This is a genomic window from Paenibacillus sp. ClWae2A (assembly GCF_032452295.1).
GTDB lineage: Bacteria > Bacillota > Bacilli > Paenibacillales > Paenibacillaceae > Paenibacillus.
Genome location: NZ_JAULSQ010000001.1, coordinates 1,241,180 through 1,263,476, shown reverse-complemented (window position 1 = coordinate 1,263,476; position 22,297 = coordinate 1,241,180). Strand labels below are relative to the sequence as shown.

Here is a 22,297-nt window from a genome sequence, read left to right as displayed (position 1 = left end):
CTGGGCTATTTGTCATGTTAGCATGTTGCGTTACACTTTAACGGCTGCTCCGTATGCTTTTTCTGTATTCATGGCTTCTTGTGTTGCAGTCCAGCGTGGCAGGCTTAATCTGAACATGCTGCCTTCCGGGCTGCTGGAGACAAGTGTCAGCTCACCGCCTTGTTCCTGAGCAAGTAGCCGGCTATATGTTAATCCTAGCCCCAAGCCGCGGTTACGACGTTTCTTGAGCTCTCCACGATAGAAGCGTTCGAAGATTTTGGGTTGGTCTTCAGCTGCGATGCCTGTGCCGTTGTCCTTGACATCAATGTACAGCATCTGTTCTTCTGCACGTAGATAAATATCGAAGACAGCCTTTTGTTCAGGAGCTGTGGCATGAAGTGCGTTATTGAGCAAATTGACAATGATCTGCTGAATGCGGAGAGCGTCCCCCATGGTAAAGAAGTTAATTGGAGGGGAGTGCAGTTGAACCTCTGGCATTTTGTCCTCATAGGCAATCTTCCACTGATAGATGATCTCACCGACCAACAGCTTCAGATCCGTCCGTTCCTTGCGAACGGCAACACTTCCTGCAGCCATGGCGTTATAGTCAAGCAAATCTGCGACCATACGCTCCATCCGTTCAGACTCCTTCAAAGCGATATCCAAAAATTCTTTCCCTTCCTGTGGACTCACGACATCGTCACGTACTGCCATAACGAGCCCCTTGATGGAAGTTACCGGTGTCTTGAGTTCATGACTTACCCCTGCAAGCGAAAGTGTGCGCCATTCTTCGAGTTGTTGAAGACGAGTGGCCATATCGCGGAATGAATTTACAAGTTCATTGATCTCACGTTCTCGTGTATTCAAGTCAAGGCTCACATCATAATTTCCACCTCGAATCTGCTCAGCGGCATAGGCGACCTGACGAATAGGTCTGGATAACTTATTGGATAGGAGATAGATTGTAAACCATCCACAGAGGATTAGTCCTCCGAGGATTAGAGCCACGAGCCATATCGTCTCTGGACCAAATGTAATGGATTGTTTGGACTGCATAACCCATACTTTACCCAAGGTTTGATCGCCTTCGGATATGTTGACCGTTACACCTGCATATTTGTTGTTTCGCGGTTCAAGATAGTCGTCTGACAGTCGATACTGCACATCTTTTTGCTCCATTTTAGGCTGGGAAAAGATCAATTGATTGTTGTTGTCCAAGATCATGACACAAAAATAATGATCTGTATTAAATAGTTTCTCTCGCTTGGTTACCAGTCTGTCAAGATCGGGTGGAACCTGAAGCATATTATTTTCACTGGTCACTCGATCGGCAATCTCCAGACCAAGCAGTTCTGCGGTTTTGAGGCTTTTCTCAATGGAAGTTGTTCGAATCCAGTAGAGCGCCCCTGCTGCAATAATCGTGAAACCAATGCACAAAATGAGAAAATATCGCAGTGTCCAGTGTGACAGAATGGATATCGTTCGTTTGGGTTTCTTCTGTTTCAGTTGGCGATCCAAAATTGATACCCCATTCCTCGCAACGTCCGAATTTCTCCCGTCTCTGGCGACCAGTGGGAGAGGGCTTGACGTAATCGTTTAATCGATAGATCCACAGCACGGTCACTGCCATCATAGTCGATTCCCCATACTTGTTCAATAAGATGATCCCTGGTAAATGTACGATTCGGATAATCGGAAAGGAAGAACAGTAACGACAGGTCTCGAGGTGTGAGTGCAACCTCTGCACCGTTCAGCAGCACCTGCTTGGCAGCAAGATCAATGACGAGATTTCCAAAAGAACGCTTCTCTTCGCCACCTGAGGTCCAATGTGGATTACGGCGCAACACCGCATTCACTCTGGCGACCACTTCTTCCGGTACAAAAGGTTTGCTCATATAATCGTCAGCACCGGCATTTAATCCGTTGAGACGGTCTGAAATGTCATCCAGTGCGGTTAGCATGATCACGGGACAAGCATTTTTTTCACGAATAATCCGCAGCAGATCCCATCCGTCCATTCCTGGCAGCATCACATCAAGTAATACAAGGGAAGGCGTTACGGTATCAAAAAGGGTAAGTGCAGTCGGTCCATCTGCTGCATGATGAACTTCAAATTCTGCTTTTCTCAGATAAGCAGCAAGTACTCGTGCAATAGCTTGTTCATCCTCGACGATAAGTATGGATTTCAAAAAAAGCGTTCTCCTTTCGCTTTGTAAACTTGTACTGATTTTACATGAGCTAGAGCGTAAAGCCAATCCTGTATTACGGATTTGAAAAAAATATGGGACTTGTCTTATCTTGACTTCTTCCTGACACATTCAATTGATATGATTCACTCCAACAAGCAACTTAAACAATAATATACTGGAGGAAACATACAGATGAACAAGAAAGCAAAAGCATGGCTTATTACAGGTGTGGCGGCGGTTGCCGTAATCGGTGGTGGTGGTTACTATCTCGCAAATAGCTACTTGGGGAACAACGTGGAGATTGAACAGGTGCTTCCTGCCAGCGCAGCAACTTCCACAACAACTGTAGATAGCACAGGAACGGCTGTAGCCAATGAAACTGTAGGAGCAGAGCAACTGAACGGAGACTGGAACATCAGTGAAGGTTCCAAAGTATACTTCTCCGTAACCACTTCACAGGAGACGGTTAATTTTGTGGACGATCAGGTAAAAGGGAATTGGACAATTAATGTAGATGATGCTTCTCAGATGAAGGCAGAAGGACAGATCGAGATGGACGGAATTGATTCCGGGAATGGACAGCGTGATGGTCACGTGAAGCAAGCCGATTTCTTCGACATTGCAACATATCCACAGGCAACTTTTACAGCGACTTCATTTGAAGGGGTACCTGCGGAATGGCCTGTTGGTCAGACGGTTGATATCAAAATGAATGGTACCATCACGGTTAAAGGTATTGAAAAAGAAGTAACTTTTGATGCAAAAGCTGCTTATGAGAATAACGAAGTATTGTTGTCGGCGACATCGATGGTAACATTCGAAGATTTCGGAATGGAAAATCCGCACTCCGTGGTGCTCTCGACTGAAAATGACATTCAGGTACAGCTTGAATTGAAACTTACCAAATAAGTGTAGTAACGTTCATATACCTAAAAATCTGTTCTGTTCTACCTTCCGGTAGACGGACAGATTTTTTTGTTTCTTACAAATAGTGTGATTCTTATAGCTCAAATGTAACTGTCACAGGATCATATTGTTAAAATAACTGCTGTTTCCTTTGGATTATGCCGTGTCGCCTATCACTATTAAGCGCTTACAATGAGGAGGATTCATAACATTCATTGATCCATGCACAATCAAACACAAAAAGGGGGAGATCAAGAGTGAACAAAAGGTACATAAGCGGGTGTCTGGTATTACTGATGCTTTTCTGTGATCTGGGACTGATGGTTCGTCCAGCGGCTGCAGAAGATGCAAAAGTCAACGTGGCACTTAACAAGGCGGTTACGGTAAGTTCGGAATATAAGGAATGGGGAAGTAACAAAGACCATTTGGTTGATGGTAAAAGTGACACGCATTGGACTGCTACGGCGGGAGTGACAACGGAACAACCACAGTGGGTCATGATTGATCTGGGTGAAGACTACAATCTGTCTGGAGCGGAAATAACATGGAGAGAAAACACGGTTGTGAAGTATATGGTAGAAACCTCTGCTGACCAGCAGGCATGGACCAAAGTTGTTGATCAAGGTGAAAATGCCGATCCTAAACAGATCGCTGATCTGACGTTTGAGCAGAATGATGTGCGATACATCAGATTGAACATCTCCTTTTACAAGGGTGAGGGAGTCTGGCCAGAAATATTGGAGTTCAAAGTGTGGGGAGAAGCAGAAGGAACTGAACCAGCCAATATTAAAGGATATGATGAGATCGAAGTGAGAACGGTGACAAGAAGTGCGCCAATTCTGCCTAATCTGGTAAAAGCATGGTACCAGAATGGAAAATCAGGAATGGTTCCAGTGGAATGGGACAGTATTGACCCTTCAGAGTACGCACATGCGGGCAGCTTTACCGTGACAGGTGCGGTATATGGTGCGCCTCCAGAGCCTCAGCTTAAAGCTAAGGTGATCGTTGAGGGATATCGTGAAGACTATGTTAGAGGTGTCGATATTTCCACGTTAACCGCCATTGAGGCTAAAGGCGGAAAATATGTGGACAGCAACGGTACACAGCGTGATTTGCTCGATATTCTCAAGGATCGTGGTGTCAATTACGTACGCCTTCGTCTATGGAATGACCCGCAGAAATCCGGGGGCTATAACGATAAGAAAGATGTAATTGAGCTAGCCGCACGGGTGAAAGCAAAAGGAATGAAAGTGCTGCTTGATTTCCATTATTCTGACGAGTGGGCTCATCCGGGACAGCAACTTCGTCCTAAAGCTTGGGAAAGTTATACTTTCGATCAATTGAAACAAGCTGTATATGATTATACGTATGAAGTTGTAAGTGAGATGAAAGCCGAAGACGCTATGCCTGATATGGTGCAGATCGGTAACGAAATCAACAGTGGTCTTCTGAACGGCTTGAGCAGTGACGTGGATTTCAACGAAAATGTTGCCTTGCTGAAAAGCGGAGTCGATGCTGTACGTGCAGTAGAAGGAGAGATGACCGATAACGCGGATAAGGTGAAGATTATGATCCATCTGGCTGAAGGTGGCAAGGTGGATACGTTCAAATGGTACTTTAAAGAGTTAAGTGATGGCGGGCTGGACTATGACATTATCGGACTGTCGTATTACCCGTTCTGGCATGGGACGTTTGCGGATGTACAGAAAACGATGAACGAAGTGTCAGTCGAGTTTGGCAAAGATGTTATTATCGCTGAAACGTCCTATCCATTTTCCTATAAAAACGGGGATGCTCATGGCAATATCATCGGATCGGATGAAGCGCTTCATGTCGGTGGAGCAGACTTTCCCGCAACCGTTCAAGGTCAATATGATGCCATCGTCGGCATTATGGACATGATTGCGAACGTGCCGAATAATCATGGTGCAGGTTTCTTCTACTGGGAGCCGGCGTGGATTCCGGCCGGTGTAGGCTGGATTGCATCCGAAGGGAATGCTTGGGAGAACCAAGCGATGTTTGACTACGATGAATTTCCGGCTAACGGCGGGCATTCGTATGAAGGCAGAGCGTTATGGTCCCTTGATGTGTACAAACGTGGATTGAGTCTTCTGCCCGCAGACCGCCAGCAACTGGATGCGGCACTTACACGAGCCAAATCATTGGTACAGACTGATTTTACTCCGGAAACCTGGGTGACTCTGGCTCCGGCAATCTCGGCAGCGAATGATGTATACCAACAGGCGTACACGCCGGGCGGGGTAACTCAAGCAGATACAGATGCAGCGACAACAGCATTGGAACATGTGATGCAGCAAATGCAGGTTATCGCTCCGCAGCTTGAAGAGCTCAGAGCCAAAATAGCGGAAGCGCGTACGTATCAGCAGACTGACTGGTCTGCGGCCACTTGGGCGGTATTGACCAAAGCGCTGGAAGGCGCTGAGCAGGTCTTGAATGATCCAAGAGCAACACAGACGGATGCGAATACAGCGGTTAAACGTTTGAATGATGCCATTCAAGGTCTATCCAATGTGGACAAAACACAACTGCACCAGTACATTCAGCAAATGCAACAGCAGACTAAATCTTCCTATACACGCCGGAGTTGGTCTGTATTGGAACAGTCTTTGCAGGCAGCGATCCAGGTCCGAGATAACAATGCTGTTGTCCAGTCTGAGGTGAATTCAGCACTGAATACGTTGAAACAAGCCTTTACTAATCTGGTCTCTCTAGAGGCTTTAACAACGGGCAAAACGGCAACGGCTTCAAGCAGTGCAGGGACAGGAGGCAATCAAGCCAACTCTCCGGAAGGTGCAATTGACAACAATCCGAACACTTCATGGGGAACAGACCAGAGTAAGGATAGCTGGTGGCAAGTGGATTTGGGTCAGGTTGCTAACCTCCGCAAAATCGAAATGTCGATGTGGAGTGGCGGCATAAAGTATACGATCGAAGTGTCCAATGATAACAAAAATTTTGTGAAAGTAGTGGACACCACAAGTGATGTTGTTGTATCGACCGCACCTAGCCATGTACTTCCAGAAGGCACGGAGGGACGTTATATTCGGGTAAGGATTAAAACAGGTCCCACATGGGTAGGATTCATGGAATTTGAAGCCTACGGTACGTTCCCGGCGGACAAATCTGCACTGCAAGCTACTGTAGTTAGCGCTGAGAAATTAAAGCAAACCGAATACACGACTTCAAGCTGGAATGTATTTAGTAAGGCGCTTTCTGAAGCGAAGGCATTCATTCTGGATGTTGAATCTTCAACGCAAGATGTAAGCAATGCGGATCGTGCGTTACAAGATGTTATGAGTAAACTTGTACGTCAAGATGTAACACCTGGCCCTGGCCAGCCATCAGAACCAAGTATACCTTTACAACCTTCCAACCCGGGAACAGCTCCTTCAACGGGGAATCCGAATGTAACACCACCGGATGAACCTGGTAAACCGCCAGCGAAGGGTCTAATAACGGTAAAAGGAACAGCAACCGGGGATGAAAAGTATTCGATTCGTCCAGATGTATCTCAATTAACTCAGGCACTGCAATCCATGGATGCAGGAAATCGTACGTTGAAGCTGCTTGCAGATGTGCCTGACACAGCCAAGACAGTCACATTCCAATTGGCTGCAAATCAACTGGCGGCATGGATTCGTTCCGAGGAAGTGAAATCCCTGGATGTAATCGTAGGACAGACTACCGTTCGTGTTCCTCTAAAATCACTCCCGCTAACCATTGCGGAGACTGCGGGAACGTTCGACATCGTAGTGGCAAAAGGATCGACGGATACACTGACTACATCTCAAAAAGCAGCGATCAGTAATCATACGATTGTTGATGTGAATTTGTTAATGAACAATAAGCCATTGGAATGGACAAACAGAGCGATTGAAGTTGCGTTATCCAATGTGGAGCAACCTAAAAAGAATGATGTAGTTATGGTTGTACATTCCATATCTCCAAGTGGGGAAATGAAACCTGTTACGTATTCCAAGTATGATGACAAGACCAAAATGATGGCGTTCAAACCGTTGGAATCCGGCAGTTATGTCATTGCAGAAGTTGACGTGCCATTACATGATTTGCAAAACCACAATTGGGCAATCCAAGAGGTGAAGAACCTCTACGGTAAAGGGATTATTACGGGGATGAGCGAAAGTCGTTTTGCCCCACAAGATGAACTGACCAGAGCACAATTTTTGCAAATGATAATTAAAGGTATTGGTGATACACGCCAGCCGGATCCATCTATTTCAACACCAACGGATGTGAAGGAAGGGCAGTGGTATGCCGATTCAGTACGACTCGGAATTGAAATGAACATTATTCAAGGCCGGGCGGATGGAAGCTTTGGAGCCAATGAACGTATTTCACGAGAAGATATGGCCGTTATGCTGAACAGAGCACTGAAGGTTGTGCAACGTGAGAATGCGACCCATGCTGTACAAGGAAATATGGTGTTTGTAGACAACGCTGAGATCTCGGCATACGCCAAAGAAGCTGTAGCCTCGATGCAACAACTTGGACTGCTAAATGGCATGCCTGATGGCACGTTTGCTCCGAAAGAAACAGCAAACCGTGCACAGGGTGCTGTTGCAGTCGCCAGACTGATGGAACAACTGTATTAGAAAATAACAAAGCAGGTAAAGAGATCGGATCATATGATTCGGTCTCTTTATTTTTTGCGGAAAAAATGGGGTTCAGACTTCATCCTCCTCTCTAAATAGTTATTTGAACATTTTGTTAATGTCATATTGACAATATCGAATTCATTTGTTATCATTTCGATAATATCAAAACGACAATATTAAGAAATGGGGAATGAGCTATGTTTGGATTCCGATTTGCGAAGTTTCAACCCAGTGAATATGTAATGAAAGTGAAAAATGGTGAGGTACAGCGTCAAGGTGTAGGATTGTCCTTCTATTATTATGAGCCGACCACATCGGTAGTGGTTCTACCCGTGTCCTCGGTGGATGTACCATTCATGTTCGAAGAGATTACGGCGGATTATCAGACGGTTACTGTACAGGGGCAATTAAGCTATCGCATTGTGGATTATTTGAAAATAACGCAGAGCCTGAATTACACATACAATTTGCGCAAGAATCGGTATATTTCCGACGACCCCGGCAAGCTGGACCAACGGGTGATCACCACAGCGAAAGTACTAACCAAGAAACATCTGGAGCAAATGCCGCTGAAGGAGGCCATTCAATCCAGTGAACGGCTGGCGAGCAGCATGAAACGAGAAGTTGTGCAAAGTGAAGAGTTGGAGAAATTGGGCGTTGAGTTGATGAGTCTATCGATACTTGCCATTCTGCCTAATAAAGAGACGATGCGTGCATTGGAAGCACAAGCCCGGGAAGAGATTTTGCGTCAAGCAGATGAAGCGCTCTATGTGCGTCGTAATGCATCGATTGAACAGGAACGCCGAGTGAAGGAGAACGAACTGAACACCGAAATCGCCGTGGAGACGAAGAAACAGCAAATTCGGGAGACCCAATTACAGGCAGAACGCTCGGTGAAACAGAAACAAAATGAGATGGAGCAGGAGCAGCTTCAGTTCAATACAGCGATGGAGGAACGTAAGCAGCAACTGATTGAGTTAACCATTGCCAATCACAATGCGGAAGCGGATGCCAAAGCGTATGAGATTGCTGCCGTGATGAATTCATTGCAAAATGTACAGCCAAATGTACTGCAAGCGATGGCGAACATGGGCATGAATTCCGATAAGCTGATTGCACTTGCATTCCAGGAACTGGCTGAAAATGCAGGGAAGATCGGACAGCTTAATATCTCGCCGGATCTGTTGCAAGGATTGATGTCTCCCGCGCCAAGCAGAGATCAGGGAGGTCGAGTTAGATGAGGTTAGGAAGAAGAGAACAAGCTGAACAGGCAGGGAAATCAGTACGTCAGCAACCTGCCGCCGATGAGCGGATGAGCGAACACAAGCTGATTCTGGTGAAGCGCCGGACCAGACTGGAAGAGTTGGTGGTTCGATATAACACGGTGCAGCAAGCTCAGTTCTATATTGAACGTCTGGGCGCAGACTTTAGTGATTATATGGAGGAAGACCGTCGTTATCGGTTATCTGTGCAGCAGGCACAGCAGCAACTGGGTCAATTGGGACGGGTTCAGACGATTGATCGAGAACATGTGCCCAATTTTATCTTTGGAGAGCAGGATATCGTGGTTGTGGTTGGACAGGATGGGCTTGTAGCCAACACCCTCAAATACGTGACCGAGCAGCCGCTCATTGGTGTGAACCCGGACCCGATGCGGTGGGATGGGGTGTTATTACCTTTTACCGTGGAGGATCTGAGCTTCATTGTTCCTGATGTCATTCGAAAGCAACGAACCTTGAAAGAAGTCACTCTCGCCAAAGTGGAACTCAATGATGGACAGTATCTATATGGTGTGAATGATCTGTTCATTGGCCGGAAGACACATGTATCGGCACGTTATGAAGTGCGTTTGGGTTCATCCGCAGAACAACAATCCTCCAGTGGTATTATTGTATCCACAGGCATGGGATCGACAGGCTGGTTCAAAAGTGTGCTGGCGGGAGCCACCGGGATTGTTGGGTCAGTTGCATGGCAGAACATGAATTCCGAAGCAGAGGTCGCTACAGCATCGGCATCCATTCATGGAAGCAGGCAGGAGCTGAGTCATTTTAACTGGGATGCGCCGTACTTATATTTTTCAGTACGTGAACCGTTTCCGAGCCGGACGACAGCTGCCAATCTGGTGTTTGGACAGATTCATTCAAAGCAACCATTGCACATTGTATCCCAGATGCCAGAGGATGGTGTTATTTTCAGCGATGGGGTCGAGCAGGACTTTCTTGAGTTTAACTCAGGGGTGGAAGCTATCATTGGGTTGGCAGAGAAGAGGGGGCGTCTTGTGGTCTAAACCTTTATTTTCAATCGGTTTCCGACTAGAATGGGTAACTAGATGTGATACACTGACGTCAGGAAACGGAAAGAGGGTTAACGATGCAGTCGATATTGTTGGTTGAAGATGATGCCAAGCTTGCAGGATTGCTGGCGGCTTATCTGACCCGAAATGGATTCCAGGTACAGGTCACAGAAGATTTTCGTCATGTACTGGATGAATTTGTGAAAGTGAAGCCGGACCTTGTGCTGATGGATGTGAATTTGCCTCAATATGATGGATACTACTGGTGCAGGCAGATACGCACACATTCCATATGTCCCATTTTATTCATATCCGCTCGGGATAGTGGTATGGATCAGATTATGGCATTGGAACATGGAGCGGATGATTATATTACAAAACCTTTTCAATATGAAGTCGTTCTTGCCAAAGTCCGCAGTCAGCTGCGCAGAGCCTATGGTTCTTACGCTGCTGTGCAGCAGGAAGCAAAGGTGAAGAACGGTCCCATGATCCTTTATCCTGAGCGATTTGTATTGAAATATGATGAGCATTCTACCGAGCTAACACAGAAGGAAGCGATACTGGTGGAAGCGCTGATGGCGAAGGCAGGACGAGTGGTCAGCCGAGAAAAATTGTTAGAACAGATGTGGGAAGATCAGCATTTTATTGATGACAATACGTTGAATGTATATATTACACGCGTACGCCGAAAGTTGAAGGAACTGGGTGCGGAAGAGATTTTGGAGACGGTTCGCGGAGCGGGTTATCGTGTGTTGGATCTGGATTCGTCCTCACAGGGGAAAGGGAAATGAGACTGTTCCTGAAAGACCACCAGATGTTAGTTGGATTTTATGTGTTACAGATGCTACTGGTTCCATGTGTCTACTGGCTCTCTGGTGAAGATCGCCCGATGAAAATTGTCCTCTATGGCATGCTGATCAGTACCGTTGTGCTGATGGTCTATCTGATCATACGTTACTTCCAGCTACGAGCATATTATCATCTCCTTGAACAACCACGTAAACGGGTAAACGAGCCCTTTCAAACGCTTGGAAATGTGGTTGTGGCGGAGGCCGTCCAGCAATTGTTACATGAACTGGAGCGTAATCGGCAGAACGAGATAGGTCAGTTACGTACTAGCAAGGAGCAGCAGGTGGTATTCATGAATCGCTGGGTTCATCAGATGAAGACACCGTTGTCTATTATTCAACTAACCTTGGAAGATGTGGAAGATGAGACGGCTGGCAGTATTCAGGATGAGCTGGATAAGCTGCGCAAAGGACTTGAAATGGTCTTGCATTCATCCCGGCTTGAACAGTTCGAAGGGGATTTTCGTGTGGAGCTGCTGTCCCTGTATGAGGTGCTTCGAAGCAGCATTGCAGAGAACCGACGTTTGTTTATACGTAGGGGCATTACGCCGGATATCCGTATAGAGGAAGACCTTCAGATATACAGTGACTCCAAGTGGCTGCGGTTCATGTTCACCCAGATTTTGACCAATGCCGTGAACTATTCCGATAGCAAATCAGGCAAAAAAGTGATCATTACTGGCTATAAACAGGAAGAGCGTACAATCCTGGACATTCAGGATGAGGGAATCGGCATCTCGTCCGAGGACATTCATCGTGTGTTCAATCCCTATTTTACAGGCGAACGGGGTAGACAATACCACGAATCCACAGGGATGGGGTTATATCTGGTTCGTGAGATCAGTGCCCGACTGGATAATCGTGTGGAGTTGTTTTCGGAGCCGAATGAGGGAACATTGGTGAGATTCAGCTGGGTTCAATCGAAATATCCGAAGTGAAGAGCGCTTTGCCCATGGGCGAGGTGCTTTTTTTTAATGTACAGAAGTCATAGAGGAGGCAGGGGAACAGAACCTTAAACGTACTGTAAGGGAAGTTTAAGGTAATTCGATAGCACCATTACAGGAGGTCAGTTAGGATAAGAATAGAAATAACGTATATAGAATGATGGATCAGGAGGGGAATACGCATGGAAATGTTACAAGTATCGGCACTCAATAAAGTATATCAGGGCAAAGTGCAAACCCAAGCCCTTAGTGATATTCATCTGACAATCAAGCAAGGTGAGTTTGTGGGCATTATGGGCCCGTCTGGCAGTGGCAAAACCACATTGTTAAACATGGTCTCGACCATCGATGAACCCAGCTCAGGCAAGGTGCTGATTAATGGCATGAACCCGTTTGATATGAAAAAGAAAGAACTTGCCATGTTCCGACGTCGGGAACTCGGATTTGTCTTTCAGGATTTCAATCTGTTGGACACGCTGACGGTTGCTGAGAATATTGTACTTCCATTGACACTGGACAAGGTCAAACTGAAGGAGATGGAGAGCAGACTACATCGTATTACAGCCAAGCTCGGGATTGATCACATTCTGGATAAAAGAGTCTACGAAATTTCGGGCGGACAGCGACAACGAACAGCCATTGCGAGATCAATGATTAATATGCCTTCGATTGTTTTGGCGGATGAACCAACCGGTGCCCTGGATTCTACGTCATCCCAAGCGGTCATGGAGTCACTTGAACAGATTAATCAGCAGGAGAAAACGACCATTATGTTGGTCACACATGACCCGCTTGCGGCAAGTTATTGTAACCGCATCGTGTTCATTAAGGACGGAAAACTGGCAGCCGAAGTACACCGCGGAGATAATCGACAGACGTTCTTCCAGCGGATCATTGATACGTTATCCTTCTGGGGAGGGAATTCACATGAGCTTTCCTCAGTTCGCGTTTAACAATATTCGCCGGAATGGGCGAGCGTATATTGCTTTTTTTCTAAGTAGTGTGTTTATGGTCATGATTTTCTTCGCTTATGCGGTGTTCATCTATCATCCGTATGTGACAGAGTTGCCGATGGGTGACACAACTGCTACGGGGATGCAGGTGGCTTCGATCATTGTATATGTGTTTGCATTTTTCTTTGTCATGTATTCTATCAGTGCTTTTCTCAAATCACGGAACAAAGAGTTTGGCATTCTGACCATACTTGGTGCCGAGCCCAGGCAGATTCGGAGATTGGTCATTCTGGAGAACATGTTGATCGGCTCCCTGTCCATTATTGCGGGTATCGGCGGAGGTATGTTGTTGTCCAAGCTGTTCCTGATGTTAACCACTCGTTTTATCGGCATGGATGATCTGCCATTTTATTTTCCGATCAAAGCCATTCTGATTACGATCGGGGCCTTTCTGTTATTATTTTTCAGCATTTCACTCTTCACATTGGTTTTTATCGGAAACAAACGGACGTTAGAACTTTTGACGGGGACGAGCAAACCTAAAAAAGAACCCAAAGCTTCGTGGTTCTTCTCACTTCTGGGATTGTCGTTACTTACAGTCGGCTTTGTGGCACTCCGCAGCGATTTGAATGGCGGGACGATTATGCTTGCAGCAGTGACAGGCATAGCGGGGACGTATTTTTTCTACTCACAACTTTCCGTGCTCATCATCCACTTATTGAAGCGTAATCGTAAAACGGTATGGCATGGTACGCGTCTGTTATGGATCTCAGAGATGAGTTACAAAATGAAGGATAATGCTCGCATGCTCTTTATGGTGACCGTAGTCATTGCGATTGCTTCGATGAGTGCGGTGGTGATTTTGTCACTGGATCAGGAGAATCGGGAGCAGTTTACCAATAACGATTTTGCAGTCCAATACAATATATACACACCATCGGATCAAATGGATATGAGCTATATTGATTCGACACTTGAAGCAGCAGGCTTGAATTATCAGCAAGTGTATCTGGAGTACTTCTGGTCTGATGCGGATCAGAGTGCTGTCTCGGTTATGACGCTCAGTCATTACAACCGATTCAATGTGATCCTAGGAAAAAAGACATTCCAATTGGATTCAGACTCAGCATTGTTCGTAGATTCCCGTAATGAGAAGGATCAGGCTCAGATCGATCGCAACAGGTTTCGCAATTATGCGGAAGGAGACACATTGACTCTGAATCTGGAAGCTGGCCCAATGCAAGCAAGAGTTACAGCTACGGATGTTGAGACACGGTTTGCAACCTTGATTTATTCATCAGGTGTAGTCGTTCTGCCGGATGAGAAGTATGAAGAGATCACACAACAGCACAAAGGAAATAGATTATCTGGCAAAGTTCTTTATCAGATTCCGGCATGGGGTCATGCTGTACCTGACCGGCACTCCTCGGAAGCCATGGTTAGCGATCAGCTTCTGTCGTCCGCAGATACCATTCGAAGCGATAATGCTTCGGATGAGAATTACTCCGGCTTTCTGACCACTCGATATGGAGATTTTGAGAGATACAGACAGGGTACATCACTCTTTACCTTTCTCGGCATATTTATCGGATTAATCTTCTCGATATCTTCCGCAAGCTTTCTGTATTTCAGACTGCATACCGATCTTGAAGCAGATGGGAAAATGGTGCATTCTCTTTCGAAAATGGGTCTCAGTTTCGACGAGATGAAACGATCATCCACCGTTCAGATTGCCATTCTGTTCTTTTTACCGATTGGGGTAGCTATCATTGAAACGTTGGTAGTGGTTAAGCCATTCCTGTCTGAATTCGGAATTACGAATTATACGGTTCCGGTGTTGACTGTATTTGGTGCGTTTCTCCTTGCACAGACATTTTATTTCTTTGTTATCCGTTCCAGATATATATCTTCTCTGCGCAAAATGATGGTGTAATCATTCAACAAACGAATAGTTATATGGATCGACCATGATCTGTTCATGGCCCGCATTTTCTTGATTCAGATCAAGGAAACGCGGGCTTTCTTGCGTTAAGATGAATGCATTCACAGATTATATTATCGAGGAGGACGATTATCATGAGTATCACGTCATTGCAAGAAGTCAGAACATTCAGTGAGGATCGTTTCACGAAACGGGTTTTATTCCAACAGGGTGGTGGAGTGACCTTTGTGCTTCATTTTCTGCCGGGACAGCTGCTTCCCGTTCATAAACATCCGGGCACAGACGTTATTTTGCTGGTGGTCGAAGGCACAGGCACACTTATTCTGGATGGAAAAGAACAAGCGGTGAACCAAGAGGATGTAATCCATTGCGGCGGTGAGGTGGAGTTTGCATTCCATAATACAGGAGATCGGGAGGTCCGTTTGTTCGTGGTGTTAAATAAAGTACCCGCAGCATCGTATGCAAAGGACATCTAACATCTAATATCAAGGAATCGATAAAATGATTCACTGATCGGTACTTAATATGAGGGGAACTCTTTTCTGGAGTTTCCTTATTTATTTTTTTTAAGAATACTCTTCTCCAAGCAAAACAAAACAAAAAGCATACTTGGGTGCAGGGTGGTCACGTATCCCTTTGTTGCTTCAAAGCTTGCAAATCATGAATGATAATCCGGTTGCGATCCACTTCGAGCAAGTTCTCTTTTGTAAGCTGGTTTAAAAGCCGATTTGCTGTTTCCCTTGTTGTACCAATGGAATTGGCAAACTCCTGATGTGTCATGGGCAGGTTGATGATAATCTGGTCTCCATGCATATGTCCGTGCTGCTCTGCGAGCATAAGAAGGAAGGAAAGCACACGATTGCGTACATCCTGACCAGAGAGCACCTGCAATTTATCCTGTAATTCTCTTATTTTGTCACCGAGTACACGCATAATTTTGATCGCAATTGAAGGTGTGCTCAGCATTAATCGTTCGAAAAGTCGGACAGGTATGGCTAGTAGTTCAGTAGGGGTAATGGCTTCTGCGGTAGCAGGGTAAGGGTGCGCATTAAAAAAGCCGGTGTGTGGGAACATATCTCCTGTCTTGAGGAAAGAGACGATCTGTTCATGCCCGTTCTCATCGGTTTTATAGGCCTTTACAATGCCGGTACGGATGAAAAAGACAGCTTCTTTTTCGCTTCCTTCGCTGAAAATAACTGATTTCTTCTGAATGCTTCTGGAAATGGCGATTTCTTCGACTTGCTTTAATTCCTCAGAGCTAAGGTCCTGAAAGATGGGGAACTGTTGTAGAAACTCCGCTGTTGTATCTTTGTTTGCCCTACTCATGAGAATCTCTCCTCTCTGTGTTCATATTTCTGAACGACGACATCATTTCATCATAGCGTGATTTCTGAACACATCAGGTGATATAGATCACCGTAAAGCCACATCACTGTTTTTGATTGCTCAACCAGGGTTAATGGAATGATAGAATATGATTGAACAAGAGAGGGGTCGGCCCGGATGTGGACTGCATTCATGTGGGGCGGCATCTCTGCCTCAGCGGTAGTCATTGGCGCACTCGCAGCATTGTTTCTGAAGATTCCCAAACGAGTCATTGGCTGGATCATGGCTTTTGGGACAGGAACATTAATTGGTGCAGCGACCTTTGAACTTCTCGGAGATGCGCTGAATGATGGAGGAATTATACCTACAGCCATTGGATTTACGGCGGGTGCCGTCGTGTATACCCTGTTTGACCTGCTCGTTTCTGCAAAGGGAGGGGCAGGGCGTAAACGTTCGGCAAAGTCGGGAGACTCGAATCAAAGCGGGCTCGGGATCTTTGCAGGAACAGTAATGGATGCTATCCCGGAATCCATCATGCTTGGTGCCAGCTTACTGGCCGGTAACGGTGTTAGTGTGGTCCTGGTAGTATCGATCTTTGTCAGCAACATCCCTGAAGGTCTGTCCAGTACGGTTGGACTACAGGGCAAGTACAGTCGTGGCAAAATCATATTGATGTGGCTGAGTGTACTGTTGATCTCCGCGATTGCAGCACTGGGTGGATATCTGTTTCTGGAGCAGCTTCCAGAGGAGATGGGTGCAGCGATTGGTGCATTTGCAGGTGGTGGAATCATTGCCATGATCTGCTCGACGATGATGCCGGAGGCCTTTGAAGAGGGTGGGCCTGTTGTAGGTTTGATTGCATCCATGGGATTGCTAGTGTCGCTGTTGTTGGATCTGTAGATGACAGAATAAGCTTCGGATCTATGAGTTGAATTTATAAAAAAAAGAGTATCCGAACAGAGTGGTTTCTGATCGGATACTCTTTTTTTCCAAAACAGCTTCCTCCGTATCCGCATGCTTCCTTACGTAATTCATTGGCTTCGTGCAGGCGGTTCAATTCTTTCCCTAAGCTGCTCCAGTTGAAGAATCAGGATGCAGTTTCCTGTAACCTGAAGCAGTCCCTGAGTTTGAATCATGGTAAGTTTGCGACTAAGCGTCTCTGGTGTAATCCCGAGCAGCAGAGCCATATCTTTTTTGAAAACAGGCAAGCGAATCTCATGCTTTGCATGATTTCGGGTATGGAAATACAAAAGCAACTTGGCAATCTTCTGTTCCGTTGTCATCGCACTAAGCGAGCTGTTCCATTCATCGGTTTCACGGAGAAGATTGGAAATGGCAAGCAGGAAATGATAAGCAAGCTTTGGATCATGTTCAAGTAACTGGTCAAAGTCATGTTTGTTGATGGAGCAGATGGCTGATGGCTCCAGAACTTCGGCGTTCGCGGCATGTGGTTTTTGGTGTAACAGAGAATCTTGTCCGAAGAAATCGCCGGGAAACAGAAACCGAATAATATGTTCCTTGCCATTTTCATTGGTTTTGGATAACTTCACACATCCCTGATGAACCACGTAAAGCGTATCTGAGCGTTCGTCCTCCTGAACGACAACTTCACCTTTGTTATATTCACGGGTATGCAGAAGGGAGATCAGCAATGCAGATTCGGATGCATCAAGATGCTGGAACAGAGATACTTTGGAGAAACAGGCATCCTTCACTTCGTGCGCACAGATCATCGTTCAATCACCTCGAATTATTCAGGATGGGCATAGCCATTATCTATTGTTATGTCTCAGTGAGACATTGCGGCTCCACCGTGATCAGTACCATCCTTGGTCACACGCAGAACATAGTGGCACAACCTTTACTCAAGTGATTTTGGTTCACAATTCAAAAAGCACATAACCTTTTATCCATTTTGTTGATTAGGGCGTGTCTGAAAACTCCGAAGGAAGCAGATTTTGCTGAATTTTCGTTCCAAGCAAGGAAGTTTTCCGCAGGCGTACCGGGGCACGTCAAGAGGAAGTGACGCAGCAGGGGGCGAAAAGGCGGTAAAAGATGAACTTCAGCGAGTTTTGAGACACGTCCTAGTAATAGATTAAGGTATAGAAGCAGGTACGGGTGTGATGAGGCACACACTTGGTTATGTCATATTAGAGTCAATTCCAATAATCTGCCTTCTATTCTTGTGCTGAGGAACGGAGTTTCATATAATTTTAGAGAGATGGATTGGTAAATGTTGAGTATTCTGACGCGGTGTGTGTCATAGTTTCAGGAGAAGGGTGGATACAGGATGAAACGTTTCGAAGATGAGGGTGCGTATAAGTACAGTTTCTATTCGGTACTTCGTCGGGGCGAGCGGGTTGATGTGAAATGTCCCAAATGCGGTGGGCACGCTTCGATTGAACAACGGAACGATCAACTGGGATGGAAGTGTTTCGAATGTTACGCTCAAGCTTTTGAAGAACCAGTGTATCAATATAAGGCCAAGGGGAATTGTGCTGTATGTGAACGTTGGTTTAACGTGGAAGTCACAGACGGGAAGAAGACTTCTCACCGATCAACGCATGTGGAATGTCCGCATTGTGGTGCTGTTAATCAGGTTGAATTACATGCCAAATCGACATACGGAAGGTGTTTTTCCGAGATTCGTGCAGGGAAAGATCCTGTATTCGGGTTGGAGCTATACTTCCTGGATGAGTTCAGAGGAAAAATCATATGGGCTGTGAATCGGGAGCACCTGAATTATCTCATTGCTTATGTTTCCGCAGATCTGCGTGAGAAACCTGGAAATATGCCTTTAAGAACAGCTTCACATAGTATTCCGGCTTATATTAAAGATGCGAAGAACAGGGATATGGTTGTGCGTACACTGTCGAACCTTCAGCATAAGACTGGATGAGACTGAAAGCGAAGATGAAGCATTAAAGCTGCAAGGGAGAGAAGACATGAAACTACGAGTTAAACTTAGCATTTTTGCAATCATTCTGGGTATGTTGATGATTCCAGCTTATTTTATTTTACAGACTTATGGTGTATTTCAAAAAGAGACAGTATTATCTGACTATGCTCTGGCCGTTGATGTTAATGGGAAGTCCTATGGGGCTTGGCCGCTGATTAACAGTTTTGCAGCGATGGACAAAGAGGAAGATAACCGTGAGTTTTATTACCGGATTGATATGAATCATATCCAATACCTGTTTAATCTGGCTTATAAGGAGTATGATGTGAAGCCAGGCGGGGACAATCCGTATCTGGCTGGTACTGTAAACTATCAACATACGGATCACAACTATGTGCAGACTGAAAGAAAGTATGAGAACGCCAATGATTTTGCAACGGTCTTAAATCTGTATGATCAGGATGGGCAGGTGATCTACACCTACGATAATACCGGCAAGGGAGATAAACAGCTGGTAGAATCCATCATTCATCAGGGAATGAGCCGTAATAGTGGCGGTAGTAGCGAAGCTGCCCGCGATCCGTATATCAATATTACGGCGTTATTTCGCGACAAGCTTAACATTGATGTGAAACTGACGGTGGATGAGGAACACAGAGTGGTTACCATTCGAATGAACAAATCGGAGGCGAGATGATGAATGCGTATGGTGTACAACACGGACCTGCTTATCTGGAAGGATTAATTAGGAAGGAAGAAGTCATTAAATCCGATGAAGTGGAGTGGAAAGGCAAACTTCAATCGAGTGACGGACATGATAAATTCCATATCTTTTATTATGGTGACTTGATGGAAGATGATCTGATTACCTGGCATGATTCGACACCGCTTCTTGTATATGCGGAGCATACTGTCACGGGTGAGCGCTATCTGCTCATTGATGCCGCCAAGCATGGATATGATGCCATGTTATGTGAGACCTATTCGGAAGAAGCACTACATGACAGACCCCTTCGTCCTTATCTGGATGTTGAAGGAGAAGATATCTTTGAAGTAGAGTTGATGGCCTACTACAATGTGCCTTGGGATGAAGAGTTTGGCGAAGAAGTAGATGAGCGTGGTACGTATGAACTGATCACGGGAGAACGCATGCATTTTGATCAGGTCAAGCGTGATGGATATGATGCCTTTGCCATTCGCATTCTGAATCGTAAAGGGGTATGGACTGAAATTGTACAGGAAGAACTGGCTTAGATCTGATCACGAATGAACCAAACTGAGATGGGAGATGTCGACTAATGTATATTGTATCCCGTGTACTTAAGCCGGTTCCAGCAGAGGAACTAGATCACTTTGAACAACAGCATGCCATCTCGCTACCTTTGTCATACCGTACCTGGATTGAACACTACGGGGAAGGTACATATACGGGATGGATGAATGTGCAGAGACCGGACCCGGAAGTGCTGAAGCCTTTTGTTGAATATGATTTTTGGATACATACGGATGATTCGCCTATAAGTCAGCATCAACTTGAGCAGTGCATCTCCATCGGCAGTTCTGTAGATGGAGATTTCCTTGCTGTTCATCCGGAAGTTGAGGGACTGTTGTGGCTACCGCGTCATGATGAGAATATCACCTTATGGACATGCTCGGAGACTGAATTTGGCGAAACGCTGGACCGGATCTATTGTGGGTATTACCATCAGGATAAACCGATAACGCCACTATACTTTGAACCGTGGAATGAGCTGCGGAAACATACGTTTTACCATTTTTCAGGGACAGAACAGGGAAGCTCCATGAAGGAACTCGCCGCTACATGCAAAACAGAATTTAAGTGGGATGTTGTGTTGGAGAATGAGTACATGTGCAAGATGTTCATGGTGTCGATGGGAGGATATTTACGATTTAACTATGCAACCGGGAGAGAAGTTGCCCTTTTCTATGAAGAAAAGAATGGTGCGGAGGAGGCGACGGATAACGAAATCAGTTTGTTCTTGCAGGCACATCATTGTACGGCATATGAGTAGAGGCAGAGTGGAGGGGAACAGATGAGTTGGTTAAAGGAAGACATCGCGGAACAATGGCGCAATGAGGGCAGGCGTTATGCAAGGGATGTCAATGCATTTGTACGGAAAGGCATGGAGGGAGAGCAACCAGATGAATCCGAGCTGAAGGAAGATTCCAGAAGCGGTATGAGTACTGAAGTATTCCATATGGTGAGACAGGCCAATCTCCACGGTGACTTGGAGATGCTCCGACGTGAGCTGCCAGCAGCGACGTGGCCATTGAGCGAGGCATTTCAGGCTTCCATGCAGGCTGTCAAAGTTGTAGGTTATCTGAACGAGGAAACGGTTGTATGTCATACGGGGATTTTCACGGAGAATAGTCAGATATATACGATGGATCAGCAGGGGTGGCAGTTGATTTATTCGTATACTTTTGCTGGTTGCTCATCAGACGGTTTGGACTATGCGCTTGCAGGACCGGATGGGATTCGTGTTATTCGTCAGCCAGATCGCAGGTTGGAAGGACAAGAGATAGCGACATATCGTTGGGAAGATATTCAAGCCCGGGTACAGTCGTCCTTACCTCGGATTGAATCACTTGCGGACTGTGAGCATCCCGAACGGACACTTGAAGGACTTATACCTATGGATGAAGGGAGAGCACTACTCATCCATTCACGATACGGGATATATCTCGTCACACAAGCTCAGGTGACCTTGCTTCATCCCGATCTGGCAGAGATCGAAGAATATGAGCTAGAGGATACACAGTTAGACATGGGACATGCAGCGGTATCTCGGGATGGTCGATGGATTGCATTTGGTAGCCAAGGGAGCAATCATATGGTGATGGACCGCCAGCTGAACAAAACATACTCTCTCTATCCAGAATCGAGCTACCCTCATTATGCGGCATTCACCAGTAATAACCAGACCGTCTGGTTTAACGCATGTCATTTCTATAACGGAGTCACGATACAGGTTCCGCTGGAATCAATCGCAGGTAACGAAACGAAGGAAGATTGGCCGGTCATGGATGAGAATGCACGAGTGTATGCAGCGGTGGAAATAGAGGCAGGCATGGTGCTTGGTGATGCATATGGTTATCTATATTGTGTAAATGGCGAGGGTAAGGAAGTATGGCGTCATTTTGTGGGAAGTACCATCTATTCTCTCACCGTATCGCCGGAACAGTCCAAACTTGCAGTTGGCACGTATGGTGGCATGCTGCATGTGCTCGATCTTCGTTCCAAAGAAATGGACGAGTACGGGATCGGTACAGGCACTCTTCGGGAGCTGGAGCGATATGTGTTGTGGCGTGGAGAAGAACCTCTGCGCTGGTAAGGTCGTATTACAACCTGCAAAGGGG

Annotated in this window: 19 protein-coding genes; 15 read left to right on the top strand and 4 right to left on the bottom strand. The window is 45.9% G+C overall.

Features of this window, described 5'->3' with window-relative positions; all coding sequences use genetic code 11:
• Window positions 1–30: 30 nt before the first annotated feature.
• Together QVE09_RS05210 and QVE09_RS05205 are read right to left on the bottom strand one after the other, a co-directional pair.
• Window positions 31–1,497 carry a HAMP domain-containing sensor histidine kinase gene (locus tag QVE09_RS05210; protein ID WP_315935971.1) on the bottom strand — a complete coding sequence of 489 codons (1,467 nt, stop codon included), beginning with the start codon at window positions 1,495–1,497 and terminating at the stop codon, window positions 31–33.
• The gene (locus QVE09_RS05205; protein ID WP_315935970.1) at window positions 1,482–2,168 is read right to left on the bottom strand and encodes a response regulator transcription factor; all 687 of its coding nucleotides are present in this window, start codon (window positions 2,166–2,168) and stop codon (window positions 1,482–1,484) included. The genes QVE09_RS05210 and QVE09_RS05205 overlap by 16 nt, the downstream gene beginning before the upstream one ends.
• A gap of 192 nt (window positions 2,169–2,360) precedes the next feature.
• On the opposite strand from QVE09_RS05205, the gene QVE09_RS05200 reads away from it, so the two are divergent.
• The 9 genes from QVE09_RS05200 (at window position 2,361) to QVE09_RS05160 (ending at window position 15,167) form a co-directional block, all read left to right on the top strand.
• Window positions 2,361–3,077, top strand: coding sequence for a YceI family protein (locus QVE09_RS05200; RefSeq protein ID WP_315935969.1), 717 nt, complete (start codon window positions 2,361–2,363; stop codon window positions 3,075–3,077).
• Between the two features lie 254 nt (window positions 3,078–3,331).
• Complete coding sequence (locus tag QVE09_RS05195; protein WP_315935968.1) at window positions 3,332–7,708, top strand: glycosyl hydrolase 53 family protein; 4,377 nt, start codon at window positions 3,332–3,334, stop codon at window positions 7,706–7,708.
• Window positions 7,709–7,908: 200 nt separating this feature from the next.
• On the top strand, window positions 7,909–8,952 hold the full coding sequence (locus QVE09_RS05190; RefSeq protein ID WP_315935967.1) for an SPFH domain-containing protein: 1,044 nt from the start codon (window positions 7,909–7,911) through the stop codon (window positions 8,950–8,952).
• 71 nt (window positions 8,953–9,023) lie between these two features.
• The gene (locus QVE09_RS05185) at window positions 9,024–9,998 is read left to right on the top strand and encodes a diacylglycerol kinase catalytic domain-containing protein (protein WP_315936099.1); all 975 of its coding nucleotides are present in this window, start codon (window positions 9,024–9,026) and stop codon (window positions 9,996–9,998) included.
• A gap of 83 nt (window positions 9,999–10,081) precedes the next feature.
• The gene (locus tag QVE09_RS05180; RefSeq protein WP_315935966.1) at window positions 10,082–10,795 is read left to right on the top strand and encodes a response regulator transcription factor; all 714 of its coding nucleotides are present in this window, start codon (window positions 10,082–10,084) and stop codon (window positions 10,793–10,795) included.
• Window positions 10,792–11,790 carry a sensor histidine kinase gene (locus tag QVE09_RS05175; protein WP_315935965.1) on the top strand — a complete coding sequence of 333 codons (999 nt, stop codon included), beginning with the start codon at window positions 10,792–10,794 and terminating at the stop codon, window positions 11,788–11,790. Before QVE09_RS05180 ends, QVE09_RS05175 begins: the two co-directional genes overlap by 4 nt.
• Window positions 11,791–11,978: 188 nt before the next feature.
• Entirely contained in the window at window positions 11,979–12,749 is a 771-nt protein-coding gene (locus tag QVE09_RS05170) for an ABC transporter ATP-binding protein (protein WP_315935964.1), read from the top strand.
• Window positions 12,724–14,682 (top strand): ABC transporter permease, encoded by a 1,959-nt coding sequence (locus QVE09_RS05165; protein ID WP_315935963.1) that lies wholly within the window; start codon window positions 12,724–12,726, stop codon window positions 14,680–14,682. Before QVE09_RS05170 ends, QVE09_RS05165 begins: the two co-directional genes overlap by 26 nt.
• A gap of 143 nt (window positions 14,683–14,825) precedes the next feature.
• Complete coding sequence (locus tag QVE09_RS05160; protein WP_315935962.1) at window positions 14,826–15,167, top strand: cupin domain-containing protein; 342 nt, start codon at window positions 14,826–14,828, stop codon at window positions 15,165–15,167.
• Window positions 15,168–15,315: 148 nt separating this feature from the next.
• Here the strand turns inward: QVE09_RS05160 and QVE09_RS05155 are convergent, their stop codons facing one another.
• Window positions 15,316–16,017, bottom strand: coding sequence for a Crp/Fnr family transcriptional regulator (locus QVE09_RS05155; RefSeq protein ID WP_315935961.1), 702 nt, complete (start codon window positions 16,015–16,017; stop codon window positions 15,316–15,318).
• Window positions 16,018–16,194: 177 nt separating this feature from the next.
• Here QVE09_RS05155 and QVE09_RS05150 point away from each other — a divergent pair, with 177 nt between their 5' ends.
• The gene (locus QVE09_RS05150; RefSeq protein ID WP_017687819.1) at window positions 16,195–16,917 is read left to right on the top strand and encodes a ZIP family metal transporter; all 723 of its coding nucleotides are present in this window, start codon (window positions 16,195–16,197) and stop codon (window positions 16,915–16,917) included.
• 131 nt (window positions 16,918–17,048) lie between these two features.
• Here QVE09_RS05150 and QVE09_RS05145 read toward each other — a convergent pair whose 3' ends face one another.
• A complete protein-coding gene (locus QVE09_RS05145; RefSeq protein WP_315935960.1) occupies window positions 17,049–17,750 on the bottom strand; it encodes a Crp/Fnr family transcriptional regulator in 702 nt (233 codons plus the stop codon).
• 557 nt (window positions 17,751–18,307) lie between these two features.
• On the opposite strand from QVE09_RS05145, the gene QVE09_RS05140 reads away from it, so the two are divergent.
• The 5 genes from QVE09_RS05140 to QVE09_RS05120 are packed head-to-tail and all read left to right on the top strand — an operon-like array spanning window position 18,308 to window position 22,272.
• Window positions 18,308–18,916, top strand: coding sequence for a hypothetical protein (locus QVE09_RS05140; RefSeq protein WP_315935959.1), 609 nt, complete (start codon window positions 18,308–18,310; stop codon window positions 18,914–18,916).
• A 46-nt stretch (window positions 18,917–18,962) separates the two neighbouring features.
• Window positions 18,963–19,613: a hypothetical protein gene (locus tag QVE09_RS05135; protein ID WP_315935958.1), complete on the top strand. Its 651-nt coding sequence runs from the start codon at window positions 18,963–18,965 to the stop codon at window positions 19,611–19,613.
• Window positions 19,610–20,170, top strand: a complete 561-nt coding sequence (locus QVE09_RS05130) for a hypothetical protein (protein ID WP_315935957.1) — start codon at window positions 19,610–19,612, stop codon at window positions 20,168–20,170. The genes QVE09_RS05135 and QVE09_RS05130 overlap by 4 nt, the downstream gene beginning before the upstream one ends.
• Window positions 20,171–20,214: 44 nt before the next feature.
• A complete protein-coding gene (locus tag QVE09_RS05125) occupies window positions 20,215–20,949 on the top strand; it encodes an SMI1/KNR4 family protein (protein WP_315935956.1) in 735 nt (244 codons plus the stop codon).
• A gap of 21 nt (window positions 20,950–20,970) precedes the next feature.
• Window positions 20,971–22,272 (top strand): hypothetical protein, encoded by a 1,302-nt coding sequence (locus QVE09_RS05120; protein ID WP_315935955.1) that lies wholly within the window; start codon window positions 20,971–20,973, stop codon window positions 22,270–22,272.
• Window positions 22,273–22,297: the final 25 nt, after the last annotated feature.

Coding starts and splice junctions, on each gene's coding strand:
- QVE09_RS05190 (WP_315935967.1), top strand. CDS start 7,909: ATGTTTGGATTCCGATTTGCGAAGTTTCAACCCAGTGAATATGTAATG.
- QVE09_RS05140 (WP_315935959.1), top strand. CDS start 18,308: ATGAAACGTTTCGAAGATGAGGGTGCGTATAAGTACAGTTTCTATTCG.
- QVE09_RS05165 (WP_315935963.1), top strand. CDS start 12,724: ATGAGCTTTCCTCAGTTCGCGTTTAACAATATTCGCCGGAATGGGCGA.
- QVE09_RS05175 (WP_315935965.1), top strand. CDS start 10,792: ATGAGACTGTTCCTGAAAGACCACCAGATGTTAGTTGGATTTTATGTG.
- QVE09_RS05120 (WP_315935955.1), top strand. CDS start 20,971: ATGAGTTGGTTAAAGGAAGACATCGCGGAACAATGGCGCAATGAGGGC.
- QVE09_RS05155 (WP_315935961.1), bottom strand. CDS start 16,017: ATGAGTAGGGCAAACAAAGATACAACAGCGGAGTTTCTACAACAGTTC.
- QVE09_RS05180 (WP_315935966.1), top strand. CDS start 10,082: ATGCAGTCGATATTGTTGGTTGAAGATGATGCCAAGCTTGCAGGATTG.
- QVE09_RS05145 (WP_315935960.1), bottom strand. CDS start 17,750: ATGATCTGTGCGCACGAAGTGAAGGATGCCTGTTTCTCCAAAGTATCT.
- QVE09_RS05200 (WP_315935969.1), top strand. CDS start 2,361: ATGAACAAGAAAGCAAAAGCATGGCTTATTACAGGTGTGGCGGCGGTT.
- QVE09_RS05125 (WP_315935956.1), top strand. CDS start 20,215: ATGTATATTGTATCCCGTGTACTTAAGCCGGTTCCAGCAGAGGAACTA.
- QVE09_RS05135 (WP_315935958.1), top strand. CDS start 18,963: ATGAAACTACGAGTTAAACTTAGCATTTTTGCAATCATTCTGGGTATG.
- QVE09_RS05170 (WP_315935964.1), top strand. CDS start 11,979: ATGGAAATGTTACAAGTATCGGCACTCAATAAAGTATATCAGGGCAAA.
- QVE09_RS05160 (WP_315935962.1), top strand. CDS start 14,826: ATGAGTATCACGTCATTGCAAGAAGTCAGAACATTCAGTGAGGATCGT.
- QVE09_RS05185 (WP_315936099.1), top strand. CDS start 9,024: ATGAGCGAACACAAGCTGATTCTGGTGAAGCGCCGGACCAGACTGGAA.
- QVE09_RS05130 (WP_315935957.1), top strand. CDS start 19,610: ATGATGAATGCGTATGGTGTACAACACGGACCTGCTTATCTGGAAGGA.
- QVE09_RS05150 (WP_017687819.1), top strand. CDS start 16,195: ATGTGGACTGCATTCATGTGGGGCGGCATCTCTGCCTCAGCGGTAGTC.